The sequence below is a fragment of the Aeromonas sp. R5-4 genome (genome assembly GCF_040908215.1).
Taxonomy (GTDB): Bacteria; Pseudomonadota; Gammaproteobacteria; order Enterobacterales; family Aeromonadaceae; genus Aeromonas; species Aeromonas veronii.
In genome coordinates, this window is sequence record NZ_JBFODG010000036.1 from 64,135 (window position 1) to 76,909 (window position 12,775).

11 protein-coding genes are annotated in these 12,775 nt (G+C 61.0%); 7 read left to right on the forward strand and 4 right to left on the reverse strand.

The window, feature by feature from the left end:
- Positions 1-67: 67 nt before the first annotated feature.
- The 5 genes from AB5Y83_RS20440 (at position 68) to AB5Y83_RS20460 (ending at position 4,121) form a co-directional block, all read left to right on the forward strand.
- Entirely contained in the window at positions 68-775 is a 708-nt protein-coding gene (locus AB5Y83_RS20440) for an AzlC family ABC transporter permease (RefSeq protein WP_368175868.1), read from the forward strand.
- A gap of 1 nt (position 776) precedes the next feature.
- Entirely contained in the window at positions 777-1,112 is a 336-nt protein-coding gene (locus tag AB5Y83_RS20445; protein WP_368175869.1) for an AzlD domain-containing protein, read from the forward strand.
- 122 nt (positions 1,113-1,234) lie between these two features.
- Positions 1,235-2,761 carry a YjjI family glycine radical enzyme gene (locus tag AB5Y83_RS20450; protein WP_368175870.1) on the forward strand — a complete coding sequence of 509 codons (1,527 nt, stop codon included), beginning with the start codon at positions 1,235-1,237 and terminating at the stop codon, positions 2,759-2,761.
- Between the two features lie 10 nt (positions 2,762-2,771).
- Positions 2,772-3,659 (forward strand): YjjW family glycine radical enzyme activase, encoded by an 888-nt coding sequence (locus AB5Y83_RS20455; RefSeq protein WP_270819838.1) that lies wholly within the window; start codon positions 2,772-2,774, stop codon positions 3,657-3,659.
- Positions 3,660-3,797: 138 nt separating this feature from the next.
- Positions 3,798-4,121: a DUF1820 family protein gene (locus tag AB5Y83_RS20460; RefSeq protein WP_005340296.1), complete on the forward strand. Its 324-nt coding sequence runs from the start codon at positions 3,798-3,800 to the stop codon at positions 4,119-4,121.
- A 63-nt stretch (positions 4,122-4,184) separates the two neighbouring features.
- On the opposite strand, the gene AB5Y83_RS20465 is transcribed toward AB5Y83_RS20460, so the two are convergent.
- From AB5Y83_RS20465 to AB5Y83_RS20475, 3 genes are all read right to left on the reverse strand, one after another.
- Positions 4,185-5,117 (reverse strand): LysR family transcriptional regulator, encoded by a 933-nt coding sequence (locus tag AB5Y83_RS20465; RefSeq protein ID WP_368175871.1) that lies wholly within the window; start codon positions 5,115-5,117, stop codon positions 4,185-4,187.
- 60 nt (positions 5,118-5,177) lie between these two features.
- The gene (locus tag AB5Y83_RS20470; RefSeq protein ID WP_005357908.1) at positions 5,178-6,374 is read right to left on the reverse strand and encodes an amino acid aminotransferase; all 1,197 of its coding nucleotides are present in this window, start codon (positions 6,372-6,374) and stop codon (positions 5,178-5,180) included.
- Between the two features lie 127 nt (positions 6,375-6,501).
- Positions 6,502-6,777, reverse strand: coding sequence for a metal/formaldehyde-sensitive transcriptional repressor (locus AB5Y83_RS20475; RefSeq protein ID WP_005340299.1), 276 nt, complete (start codon positions 6,775-6,777; stop codon positions 6,502-6,504).
- Positions 6,778-6,848: 71 nt separating this feature from the next.
- On the opposite strand from AB5Y83_RS20475, the gene dmeF reads away from it, so the two are divergent.
- Positions 6,849-7,799: a CDF family Co(II)/Ni(II) efflux transporter DmeF gene (gene dmeF, locus AB5Y83_RS20480; protein WP_368175872.1), complete on the forward strand. Its 951-nt coding sequence runs from the start codon at positions 6,849-6,851 to the stop codon at positions 7,797-7,799.
- A gap of 56 nt (positions 7,800-7,855) precedes the next feature.
- Here dmeF and AB5Y83_RS20485 read toward each other — a convergent pair whose 3' ends face one another.
- Positions 7,856-8,269 (reverse strand): hypothetical protein, encoded by a 414-nt coding sequence (locus AB5Y83_RS20485; RefSeq protein ID WP_040067388.1) that lies wholly within the window; start codon positions 8,267-8,269, stop codon positions 7,856-7,858.
- 262 nt (positions 8,270-8,531) lie between these two features.
- On the opposite strand from AB5Y83_RS20485, the gene pulA reads away from it, so the two are divergent.
- Positions 8,532-12,596, forward strand: coding sequence for a pullulanase-type alpha-1,6-glucosidase (gene pulA / locus AB5Y83_RS20490; RefSeq protein WP_368175873.1), 4,065 nt, complete (start codon positions 8,532-8,534; stop codon positions 12,594-12,596).
- Positions 12,597-12,775: the final 179 nt, after the last annotated feature.

Here is a 12,775-nt window from a genome sequence, read left to right on the forward strand (position 1 = left end):
ACGTGACAGCGCTTGCTGTCCCGTGCTAGTTTTTTCGGCTCGCTTTGGCTGTGACAAGGAAGATCACATGATGTCAGTAACGAGCGTGCCCGAGCGAGCGGGGATGCTCTGGTGGCGTGCCACACTGGATATGCTCCCGCTCTCCATTTCTGTGATCCCCTGGGGGATCCTGTGTGGCGCTTTGGCGTTGCAGGCAGGGCTGAGTCCGCTTCAGGCTCAGCTGATGTCGTTGCTGGTCTACGCCGGAGCCGCCCAGCTCTCGGCCACGACCCTGTTCGGGGCGGGCACGCCCCTGCTGCCCATCATGAGCTCCACCATGGTGATCACTTCCCAGCATCTGCTATACGGCTTCACCTTCCGCCGTGACGTATTGCCGCTCTCCCTGCGCTGGCGGGCCAGCCTTGCTTTTTTCCTGACTGATGAGATGTTCGCTGTGGCGCTGAAAGACCGGGAGCGCAGCGGCCACTTTGATCCGGCCTACGCGCTCATCGCGGGATTCGTCTTCTATCTGTTCTGGAATCTGGCGACCCTGGTCGGCATCGCGGCCGGCCAGTACATCGATGGACTGGACAGCATGGGGCTGGATTTTGCCATCGCGGCCACCTTCATCGCCATGACCATTCCCGCCATGAAAAACTTGCCCATGGTGGCGGCCACTCTGGTGAGCGGCGGCACAGCGTTGCTTACCAAGCCGCTGCTGGCGGAGATCCACATCATCGTCTCGGCTCTGGCTGGCATGGTGGTGGGCTATGTGCTGCACCGGATGAGGAGGTAGCGTGAGCTGGCTGATGATTGGCCTGCTGGCCCTGATCACCTTTTTCAACCGCTTCGCCTTCTTTTCTCGGTTGACCCGATATCAGCCGGGTGCCGAGATGGGGGCGTTTCTCGGCTTCTCGGCCCAGTCGGTGCTGACTGCAATCTGGTTGCCCATCGTCTTTAGCTACGAGCCGGGGATAGGTCTTGACTGGGATCCTGACTACCTGACTGCAACCCTGTGGGTAATGCTCTTGACCCTGTTGCGGCTGCCGACTCTGGTTGCGGTGGTGGGTGGAATGGGGGGCTTCTTTCTGCTGCGCTGGCTGGGAGGCATAGCCGAGCTCTTGCCTTTGTGAAGCGCGAGCCGTGATCTTGTGTAATGGATGTCATTATTCGACATCCGTCATGTCATGAATGTCACTTCAAAAAAAGCCTGCAAATGGTGAGGATATGGGCTCTGTCCGTGAAGGAGTGTCCCATGTCTTTGATCGAAACCTGTCAGCGCATCGTGCGCGATCCCCATATCTCCGCCGCCCAGAAGAGCCACGCACTGGCGCTGGCCGCCGAGAATGCGTTGCCCTACCCCGACCTGACTGCCGCAGTCGCCGAGGCGATGGAACAGGGATTTATCTGCGACATGTTCGAAGGGCATGCCCCCTACAAGCCGCGTTATGTGCTGCCGGACTATGAAAAATTCCTGACTCAGGGCTCTGCCTGGCTGGAGCTGGCGGCGCCGCAGGATTTCGACGAGGCGCTCAACGCACTACGCATCCTCTATCACCATGTCCCCTCCGTCACCGGCATGCCGGTCTGGCTGGGGCGGCTCGACCATCTGCTGTTGCCGTTTGTCGGCGAACTGGATGACGAGACCCTCTATCGCAAGCTGAAGGGGTTCTGGGTCTATCTGGACAGGGTGCTGCCGGACGCCTTCATGCACGTCAACATCGGGCCGGATGACAACCGCATCTGCCGCCTGATCCTGCGCATCGACAACGAGCTCAAGCAGGTGGCGCCGAACCTCACCTTCTTCCACGATCCGGAGCAGACCCCGGATGATCTGCTGTTGCAGGCGGTGAAGAATATCGCCGAGTGCAGCAAGCCGCACATCGCCAACTACCCGATTCATCGCGATACCTTCGACCAGCGTGGTTTTGGCATCGTCAGCTGCTACAACGCCCTGCCGCAGGCGGGTGGCGCCAATACCTTGGTGCGCATCTCCCTCAAGCGGGTCGCCGAGCAGTGTCAGGGGATCGATGACTTCCTCGGCTGCCTGCTGCCCCACTACTGCCGTTTGGCTTCTCAGCTGATCGAAGCGCGGGCTGCTTTCTTGCATAAGGAGTCCGGCTTCTTCGACAGCTTCCTGGTCAAGGAGGGGCTGCTGGATGAGGATCGTTTCGTTCCCATGTTTGGCATCTACGGCATGGCGGAAGCGGTCAATATCCTGATGGATAAAGAGAATCTGCCGGATCGCTACGGCCATGGCGAGGAGGCGAACCAGCTTGGCTATCGCATCTCGGCCCAGCTCTCCGCCTATGTGACCACGACCCCGCAGACCCATGCCTGGGGTGGCCGCGCTTTGTTGCATTCGCAAGGTGGCCTCAGCATCGATGTGGCTGTTACCCCCGGGGTGCGCATTCCCTACGGGCAGGAGCCGGATCCCGCCAGCCATGTGCTGGCGCTGGCACCGCACCACACTTATTACCATTCGGGGATCAGCGAGATCCTCACGCTGGATCCCACCATCCGCCAGAACCCGCAGGCGCTGCTGCAGCTTTGCAAGGGGGCGCTCGCCATCGGCATGCGCGAGTTCACCGCCAACGTGGCCGACAGCGATCTGGTGCGGGTGACCGGCTACATGATCCGCAAGAGCGACGTGGCCCGTTTCGCAGAGGAGGGGTCACGCTTGCAGACCACCTGTCTCGGTGCCGAGGCGAGTGAAGTGACCGCCATTCGTCAGCGGGCACCGCGAGTGGTCGCCCACGAATCGACCATCGGCGAGTATTGAGTTCGCACCGATGGCTGATGTCTTGCCAACACGCAGCGCTCTGGTGAGCAGGGTGCTGCCGTTTTCCTGTGTCGACGGGCCGGGCAACCGGCTGGTGCTGTTTCTGCAGGGTTGCAACTTTCGCTGCCCCGGCTGCCACAACCCGCACACCATAGGGCTGTGCGACGATTGCGGTGACTGCCTTGCGGTCTGCCCGAGCGGCGCCCTCACCATGAGCGAGGGCAAGGTTCATTGGCAGGAGGCGCTCTGTACCGATTGCGATGCCTGTCTGGATGTCTGTCCGCGCAGTGCCAATCCCAAGACCACAACCATGACGGTGGACGACGTGCTGGCCCTGTTGCGCCGCTACGGCCCACTGCTGAGCGGAATTACCGTCTCCGGTGGTGAGGCGACCACCCAGCTCCCCTTCGTGGTTGCGCTGTTTGCCGCCATCAAGGCCGCGCCGGATCTGACCCATCTCACTTGCCTGCTCGACAGCAACGGTTCTCTGGCCGAAACCGGCTGGCAGCGGCTGCTGCCGGTGCTCGACGGCGCCCTGCTCGATCTCAAGGGGTGGCGTGACTCGGTGCATCACACCCTGACCGGCTATGGTCGCGAGCGGGTGCTGGGATCGCTGCAACTGCTGGCACGCCACGGCAAGCTGACCGAACTGCGGCTGCTCCATGTGCCGGGCAAGAGCGATTTTCTTGATATGAATGGTGAGCTTGACGCGGATCTCGCCGCCTTCTTGCAGCGGCTGGGGCCTGTGCCCATTCGCCTCAACGGCTTTCGCCACCACGGGGTGCGGGGGGAGGCGGCGCAATGGCCAGAGGCTCACCAAACCGAGCTGAAACAGCTGGCCAGCCGTTTGCGTGCAGCGGGATTGGGGCCGGTCTCACTGCCTGCCTTGATGGGCTGAGTGGTTTCGTCATCCGGTGACCGTCATTGCGTGAGATGCGGCATGGAAAGGCCGCAACTGTGATTTCTGTCTATTGGAGGGGGCGAGAACGGCGGCTAGAATAATGGCCATCTTCTTACCCCTCAATGACAGATAATCATGAGTGAAAGCAAGGCGTTATATCGGGTTCAGTTTATTTGCCACAGCGAGCGCTACGAAGTCTATGTGCGCGAAGTCAATCAGGGCCAGCTGTTCGGTTTTATCGAGATTGCCGACTTTGTCTGGGACAACCATACCGCACTTATCGTCGATCCCAGTCACGAGAAGCTCAAGAGCGAATTTGCCGATGTGCGCCAGACCCTTATTCCCATGCATCAGGTGCTGCGCATCGATCAGGTGAAAAAGCAGGGGGCTGCCCGCATCACGGATCTGGGCAGCAACGTCGCCTCCTTCCCCAGCCCCATCTATACCAAACGTCCCTAGTCCCTACTTGCCGTTGATGTTTCGCCGCGGTGAAACATCAATATCTTCTCCTTGTCGTCCGGCTCAGGGCTCAATCAATTCGCGACCCAGTTGCAGGATCCGCTGGCGGAACCAGTGACGGGCTGAGCCATCACCGGCCGGGCCATACCAGACCAGACTGTGACTCACCTTGCCGTAATCGAACGGTGCCGGACGCATCACCAGATCCGGCTGACTGGCCATGCAGGCCGCCCAGCCACCGATGGCGGTGAGGATCAGATCAGTCTGGGGCAGCAGAGCCGCCGCGCTGGCAAAATCGGGCAGGGTAGCGCCAATCTGGCGACGCACCTGCTGCTGGGCCAGGCTCTGTTCGAAGAAGGGGTTGGCCAGCTCCTGATCCCGGATGGCGATATGGCGCCAGCTCAGGTAGGCATCGAGATCCCAGGGCTTGGCCAGCGCGGGGTGGTCTTTGCGCAGCAGGCAGACCAGTTTTTCTTCCCGCAGGGTTTCCCACACCAGCCCGGGCTGGCGTGGCAACGGTTGACTCTGGTCATGTGGCAGGATCACGAAGTCGAGCTTGCCCGCTGCCAGCGCCTCCAGCCCCTGCTCATCCTTGTTCCAGATCTCCGGCACCATGCCCGGCACCTCTTTCATCAGCTGACCCAGAATGGGGCTCACCGGCCAGGTCATCACGCTCTCGCGCAATCCCAGCCGCAAGCTGCCCTGCCACTGTTGGGGGTTGAAGGCATTCTGGCGAGTGAGGCCGTTCAGTTCCCCCAGCAGCCGGTGCAGGGTGGGAGCCAGTCGCTCGGCCATGGGGGTGAGCAGCAGCTGGTTGCCCTGGCGGTAGAGCAGTTGATCCCCCAGCAGATCCCGCAGTTGGTTGAGGGTCTTGCTGACGGTGGAAGGGGTGGTGCAGAGCCGCTCGGCGGTGCGGGTAACGCTCTGGTTGTCGAGCAGCAGGTGGAGGGTGACCAGATGGCGACCGCCCAATCTCGAGAGTGCGATCAGATCCATAACGACTCCACAAGCGAATGAAACAGACAAAAAGCCCCGCCAAAGCGGGGCTGATGCGGATTAGCCCTTGAGCACCGCCGCCATGGCGTCAGCCACATAGTCGACGTTGCGGCTATTGAGGCCCGCCACGCACATGCGGCCGGAGCGTACCAGATAGACGGCGAACTCCTCGCGCAGGCGATCTACCTGCTCCGGGGTGAAGCCGGTGTAGCTGAACATGCCGCGCTGGTTGATGAAGTAGCTGAAATCGCGGCCCGGCACCTTGGCGCTCAGCACCTCGAACAGCTTCTGGCGCATTGCCTTGATGCGGGTGCGCATCTCGGTCACTTCATCGACCCACATGGCGTGCAGCTCGGGCTGGCTCATCACCGCCGCGGTGATCTGGCCACCGTGAGTGGGAGGGCTGGAGTAGTTGCGGCGTACGGTGGCTTTCATCTGGCCCAGCACCCGGCTCGCCTCTTCGGCATCTTTGCAGATGACCGACAGGCCACCGCAGCGCTCGCCGTAGAAGGAGAGGTTCTTGGAAAACGAGTTGCTGACAAAGAAGCTGACACCGGCGGCCACCATGGCGCGGATGGCGTAGGCGTCCTCTTCCAGTCCATCACCGAAGCCCTGATAGGCGATGTCCATAAAGGGGATCAGGTTCTTCTCGACCACCAGCGCGATCACCCGATCCCACTGGGCACGGGAGAGATCCACCCCGGTCGGGTTGTGGCAGCAGGGGTGCAGCAGCACGATGCTCTTGGCCGGCAGGCTGCTCAGGCAGTCGATCATCGCATCGAACTGCACGCCGCCAGTGGCCGCATCGTAGTAGGGGTAGTCATGCACCTTGATGCCGGCCCCCTCGAACATCGCCTTGTGGTTGTCCCAAGTGGGATTGCTGACCCACACCTCGGAGGTCGGGAAGTAGCGCTTGAGCAGATCTGCGCCGATCTTCAGGGCGCCCGAGCCGCCGATGGTCTGGATGGTGGCGATGCGACCCGCCTTGACCGCTTCATGGTCGGCACCAAACAGCAGGTGTTGCACTGCGGTGCGGTAGTTGGCTGCGCCTTCCATCGGCTGGTAGGGGCGCGGCGCCGGGGCGGCGGCGCGCTGGGCTTCTGCCTGCTGCACCGACGGCAGCAGCGGAATGCGCCCCTGCTCGTCGTAATAGAGGCCGATCCCCAGGTTCACCTTCTGCTCGCGGGTGTCTTTGTGGAAGGTCTCGACTAGCGTCAGGATGGGGTCGCCAGCATAGGCATCGACGTGTTCAAACATGGGGGATCCTTGAAATTGACTGTCCAGTAAAACCGGCGGTCAGCCGGGCTGGACATCATGGCGCAAAGCTGGCGGTGGCTCAAGCCCGATGCTGGTCGAGCCTGAACGGATGGCGCCGCCATCCTGCTTACTTCAAATAGGATCGCAGGACGCTGACCACCTGATCCAGATCCTCCAGCCGCTCGGCCGGGGTGGCATCGGGGGCGCCGAGATGCTCGCGCATATGCCCTTCCAGTACCTCCAGCATCAGGCCGTTGACGGCGCCGCGGATGGCGGCGATCTGCTGCAAAATGGCGGTGCAGTCGCTCTCCTGCTCCAGCGCGCTCTCCAGCGCACCGGCCTGTCCCTTGATGCGGCGCACCCGTGCCAGCAGCTTCTTTTTGTCGTGAATGGTGTGGGACATGACGGATCCTCTCGATCAATAAAACTATACTGGGGTATAGTATATTGCATCATCGGTCTCAGGAGAAATCCATGTCATCCCTCGCTCAATCCCACTGCCATCAACCCGTCATCCACGAGGGCAATCCGCTGGCCGAACAGAAGACCCGCTGGGCCGTGCTGCTCACAGTCATCATGATGGTGGCGGAGATCGGCGGCGGCTGGTTCTACAACTCCATGGCACTGTTGGCGGATGGCTGGCACATGAGCTCCCACGCACTGGCGCTCGGTCTCTCGGTGCTGGCCTATCGCGCCGCTCGCCACTTCGCCCGCGACCACAGATTCAGCTTCGGCACCTGGAAGATCGAGGTGCTGGGTGGCTTCACCAGCGCCCTGCTGCTGGTGGGAGTGGCCGGGTTGATGCTGTTCGAGTCGGTGTTCAGGCTGCTCGATCCCAGCCCGATCCACTATCAACAGGCGATCGCTATCGCGCTGGTGGGGCTGCTGGTAAACCTCGCCTGTGCCTGGCTGCTCAAGGATGATCACGGCCACCATCACCATGGGCATGACCACCATCATGAGCATCACGACCATCATCATGACCATGACGATCACCACGGCCATCAGGATCTCAACTTGCGCGCCGCCTATATCCACGTGCTGGCGGATGCGGCCACCTCGGTACTGGCGATTCTGGCGCTGGTGGGGGGCATGTTGTGGGGCGCTGACTGGCTCGATCCGCTGATGGGCATAGTAGGTGCCGGACTGGTTGCTGTGTGGGCCTGGGGTCTGTTACGCGACTCTGGTCGGGTGCTGCTGGATGCCGAGATGGATGCCCCGCTGGTGGCGGAGATCCGCGAGGTGATTGCCGAGCTGCCACAGACCGATATCCGCGATCTGCACGTCTGGCGGGTAGGGCAGCAGCAGTATGCCTGCGTGCTCTCTTTGCTGATGGTCAATCCGCTACCGGCGCAGCAGATCCGCGAGCGGCTGGCGATCCATGAAGAGCTGGTGCATGTGACCATCGAGATCGCCAGCGAATAGGATAAATAACGGGGGCCGTTGGCCCCCTTGGTTTCAGTGCCGTTGGTTCCCTGACGTCAGTGCGGCTGCCCGGTGATCTCATCTTGGGGCTTGTGTTGCCACACAGCGCCGAGCAGCAGCTTGAGCAGCAGTCCGGGCGGGTTGTCCAGCAGCTTGCCGGACTCCAGCAGCAACTGGCCATCGGCGCGAAATCCGAGGCTGGCATCTATGGTGCCATCCTCCGAGACCACCTGGATCAGGCCATTGAGGGCGGAGCGCTCACCGGGCTGACAGCGCAGCCGCAGTTCGCGGGGTTCCCCCAACAGGGTGAAGGCGCGGCTCAGTGGGGGCGAGTCTTCATAATCGGGCCAGTTGAAGAAGTGATACTGTTCGGCCAGGGCGCCAGCCTGCTGGCAGAACTGGTCGAACAGCTGCCCGATCGCCTGATACTCCTGATCGAGTCGTCTTGCCTGCTCTTCAATCCGTTTCATTGCTTACTCCTTGTCTATCCACTTGATCAGACATTGCTTTTCTGACCCCGTGACTGCCGTTTTCCAGATATGAGGCCAAATGGCCGCGAGGTCTGTGAGCCGGATCGAAGTTTCAGTCTGAAAACGTTATCTTGTTGAAACTGGATGGTTTTTTTGCCCTTTCGCTCACATTTGAATCGATTGCCGCTGATTAATATGGCACCGCCTGGCAATGACCGGGTGCTCGACTATCGAGACTAACTACAGCGGGAATTATAAAAATATGGATATGAAAAAGACCAAAGTGGCGCTGGTAACAGCCTCACTGCTCGCGCTTTTGTCTGGCTGTAATGACAACAGCTCTGATGCCTCCGGTGTGAACCCCGTCCCCCCTACACCGCCTACACCTGAAGTCACCGATGGGCCTGTCGCTCGTCTGCCCAAGATGGATCCCCCGAAAGAGTTGCTGGTTGCCGGCGAAAATCAGGTGGTCATTGCGCTGGTGGATACCCAGTCGGCAGCCAAAGGCGCCAAGGCACCGTTTGACAGCCACAGCCTGCACCTTTGGAACAACGACGCCTGCCAGGCAACGGCTGATAGTGGCCTGAATACCGGGTGGGATGACAAGAGCAAGACACCTGCCACTGCCGACAGCTTTGGTCCGGCCTGGGTCGTTCCGCTCAACAAGGTGGAAGGGTGCATCAACTTTATCGCTCGCAACGGCGATCTGGCCAACCTGACCGGCAGCGATATGAAGGTGATCTTCAGTGAGCACCCGGATCGCACCGTGGCCATCGTCGCGGGCAAGAAAGATCTGTTTGGCAGCCGCGCCGAAGCTTTTACCGCCGCCTTTGGCGTGGCGGGGGCCAGCGCTCATTTGATCGATGGCAATACCCTGATCTGGCAAGGGGGCAAGGACAAGCCCCACGTTCGCCTCTATTACAGCGACTCGGGCACCATCAAGGCCAATGCCGATGGGGTGTTCGATTTCCCCTATATCAGCCTGACCGCGACCAGTCTGACTGCCGAGCAACAGGCCAAGTATCCGCACCTCAAGGATGCCGCCGCCTTTACCCTGCCTGCCGGGAAAGATCTCAAGCCCCTGCTCAAGGGGGAACTGGTGGCTATCGGCACCGATGCCGACGGTATCCTGCAAGGAGCCACCCTGGTGCAGAGCGCCGGTGCCCTCGATGCGCTCTATGCTCCCGAGGCGACCAAGCTGAGCTATGGCGCCGTGGTGGAGGGCAACCGGGTGACCTTCCGCCTCTGGGCGCCGACCGCCAAGTCGGTCAAGCTGGCCCTCTACAACGCCAGCCACCAGAAGAGTGGTGAAGTGGCCATGACCTTCGACAGCGCCAGCGGCAGCTGGAGTTACGAAGGGGGCAGCGAGCTGATCGGCCAGTTCTACCGCTACGACATGGAGGTCTACCACCCGCTGAGCCGCAAGGTCGAGCGCTACGAGGTGACCGATCCCTACTCCCTGAGTCTCGCGATGAACTCCGAGTTCAGTCAGGTAGTGGATCTCGACGATCCGGCCCTGAAACCGGAAGGATGGGACAGCCTCAAGGCGCCCCACAGCCAGCAGAACCCCGCCGACATCACCATCTATGAGGCCCATGTTCGTGACCTGACCGGTAACGATGCCTCCACCGATGAAGAGAAGCGCGGCAAGTTTGTCGGCCTGACCCAGCCCGACTCTGTACCGGTCAACCATCTGAAAACGCTGGCAAAGAGCGGCGTCAGCCACCTGCACCTGCTGCCGGTGTTCGATATCGCCACCGTCAACGAGGATCCGGCCAAGGTAGCCAATCTCGGCGATGACTTCAGCAAGCTCTGTCAGGTCAATCCGGATGTGAAAACATCCAAATTTGGCGGCTACTGTGGTGGCGGTCAGACCGTGGGAGATGTGCTGGCCGACCTGCAAGGGGGCGACAGCAAGGATAATCCGCAGGTGCAGGAGCTTTCCGGTTACCTGCGCGGCGTCGACTCCTTCAACTGGGGTTATGATCCCTACCACTACACCACACCGGAAGGCTCCTACGCCACCAACGCCGAGGGCACCAAACGTATTCTGGAGTTCCGCGAGATGGTCAAGGCCATCAAGCAGAACATCGGTATGAACGTGGTGATGGACGTGGTTTACAACCACACCAACGAATCCGGGCTCGGCCCCAAATCGGTGCTCGACAAGATAGTGCCCTGGTACTATCAGCGCCTCAATCCGGAGACCGGCTCGGTGGAGAACTCCACCTGCTGCTCCAACACGGCGCCGGAACACGCCATGTTCGCCAAGCTGATGGATGACTCTCTGGTCACCTGGGCGCGCGACTACAAGATCGACGCCTTCCGCTTCGACCTGATGGGCCACCATCCGAAAGATCAGATGGTGCAGGCGCTGGCCGCGGTGAAGAAGGTCAATCCCGAGATGTACTTCTACGGCGAGGGGTGGAACTTCGGCGAAGTGCAGGATGACAAGCGCTTCGTGCAGGCTACCCAGAAGCATCTGGGCGGTACCGGTATCGGCTCTTTCTCGGACCGCTTGCGCGATGCGGTGCGCGGCGGCAGTCCGTTCGACGGCGGCGATACCATTCGCAAGACCCAGGGCTTTGGCAACGGTGCTTTCGTCGATCCTAACGAAATGAGCAAGGTGGATCTGGCGACGGCCTTGCACCAGTCCGATCTGGTGCGGCTCGGCATGGCGGGCAACCTCAAGGAGTTCGTGCTGACCGACAAGGATGGCATGCCGAAGAAAGGCGCCGAGATCGACTACAACGGTCAGAGCGCCGGTTATGCCCAGGATCCGGTGGAAGTGCAGAACTATGTCGACAAGCACGACAACCAGACCCTGTTCGACAACCTGATCTACAAGGCGCCTGCCGGAGCCGATCTGGTGCGGATGCAGGGGGTATCGCTGGCGACAGCCATGCTGGGTCAGGGCATTCCCTTCACCCACGCCGGTGTCGAGCTGCTGCGTTCCAAATCCATGGAGCGGGACAGCTACGACTCGGGCGACTGGTACAACAAGGTCGACTACACCTTGGGCGACAACAACTTCGACAAGGGGTTGCCGCGCAAGGACAAGGATGGCGACAACTATCCGCTGATCGAGCAGGTGCTCGGCAAGCATGCCAAGCCGGGCTCGGCCGAGATGGCGCAGATGGTGAGCTTCTATCAGGAACTGGCGGAGCTGCGCAACTCCTCCCGACTGCTGCGTCTGGGCAGCGGCGCCGAGGTGATCAAGCGGGTCGACTTCCGCAATACCGGCCCGGATCAGGTGCCCGGCCTTATCGTCATGACGGTGGATGATGGCGTCAGTGCCGGGGGGGATCTGGATCCGGCCATCGACGGTCTGGTGGTGATGATCAACGCCAGCAACCAGAGCCAGAGCATCGGCGACTTCCGTGACGGCAACGATCAGCCCATCGATCTGAGCGGTATGGTGCTTAGCAGCAAGCATCGCGCAGTCGACAGCATCGCCAGCGGCGCCGCCTATGATAATGGCCAGCTGACGCTGGGGGCCTGGTCTGCCGCCGTGTTCGTCAAGCCGCAGAATGGCGCCCAGGGAGCGGGTCTGCCGGTCAGCAAGAAGACCGACCTGAGCACGCTGCCACCGTTTGGCAACACCGATGTTTATCTGAAGGGGTTCCTCGATGAGTGGGGCAACACCAACCAGATGACCTTCAGTGGCAACTTTATGTACGAGTTCACTACCGAGGTAAGCACCGACAAGCTGGGTACCACCAACGTCAAGATCGCTGACGCCAGTTGGGGGCCGGTCAACTACGGCAGTTGCAACGCTGGTGACAAGCTGGTGGTCGGTACTCCGCTGACCCTTTGCAAGGGGGGAGAAACCGGCAATATCGGTGTCGATCTGGCCAAGGCAGGCAGCTACAAGTTTGTCTTCACCGCCATGAACAAGGACAAACCGACCCTGAGCGTCAGCTTCACCGAGCCGGTGCAGAGCTGCAAGGTGCTGGATACGGTGGCGGGCAATCCGCTCGGCTACAACCTGTTCGTCAAGGGTGAGCTTTCTGGCTGGAATGCCCAGCCCCAGTACCAGCTGAGCTACAAGGGGATGGACGGTGATCTTGCCATCTACCAGGCGGCCTTCAACTACACCGGCAGCACCGAGTTCAAGGTGGCCAACGAGGACTGGAGCAAGGAGTACCTGCTCAACGGTGGCGGTGCGGTGAACGCTGAAACCGGCTATTCGTTCGCCTTCTCCAAGGGGGGCAGTGCCAATAACAGCATCACCCTGCAGCAGGGGCTGTGGAGTGTGCTGGTGAAGGTTGACCCGGCTGGCGTCAAGGCGGGTACTGCCGTCATTCAGGAGTGCAGCGTCAAGTAAGCAAGCCATTGAGTCCGGGGGATGGCTCGGCGTCCCCGGATTGAATTCCACCTCGCCAAGGGTGGGATAACTCCGAGAGAGTAAGCAAAGCGCGACTGCCGACCGGCAGACGCGCTTTTTCTTTGCAGGTGTCAGGAGGGGAGGCAGAGAAAAGCCGTCCCGGTTGGGGACGGCTTGTG

What these genes read in the sequence shown, in the direction of transcription:
- AB5Y83_RS20440 (WP_368175868.1), top strand. Translation starts at nt 68, where the DNA reads ATGATGTCAGTAACGAGCGTGCCCGAGCGAGCGGGGATGCTCTGGTGG.
- AB5Y83_RS20450 (WP_368175870.1), top strand. Translation starts at nt 1,235, where the DNA reads ATGTCTTTGATCGAAACCTGTCAGCGCATCGTGCGCGATCCCCATATC.
- AB5Y83_RS20455 (WP_270819838.1), top strand. Translation starts at nt 2,772, where the DNA reads ATGGCTGATGTCTTGCCAACACGCAGCGCTCTGGTGAGCAGGGTGCTG.
- AB5Y83_RS20460 (WP_005340296.1), top strand. Translation starts at nt 3,798, where the DNA reads ATGAGTGAAAGCAAGGCGTTATATCGGGTTCAGTTTATTTGCCACAGC.
- AB5Y83_RS20465 (WP_368175871.1), bottom strand. Translation starts at nt 5,117, where the DNA reads ATGGATCTGATCGCACTCTCGAGATTGGGCGGTCGCCATCTGGTCACC.
- AB5Y83_RS20470 (WP_005357908.1), bottom strand. Translation starts at nt 6,374, where the DNA reads ATGTTTGAACACGTCGATGCCTATGCTGGCGACCCCATCCTGACGCTA.
- AB5Y83_RS20475 (WP_005340299.1), bottom strand. Translation starts at nt 6,777, where the DNA reads ATGTCCCACACCATTCACGACAAAAAGAAGCTGCTGGCACGGGTGCGC.
- dmeF (WP_368175872.1), top strand. Translation starts at nt 6,849, where the DNA reads ATGTCATCCCTCGCTCAATCCCACTGCCATCAACCCGTCATCCACGAG.
- AB5Y83_RS20485 (WP_040067388.1), bottom strand. Translation starts at nt 8,269, where the DNA reads ATGAAACGGATTGAAGAGCAGGCAAGACGACTCGATCAGGAGTATCAG.
- pulA (WP_368175873.1), top strand. Translation starts at nt 8,532, where the DNA reads ATGGATATGAAAAAGACCAAAGTGGCGCTGGTAACAGCCTCACTGCTC.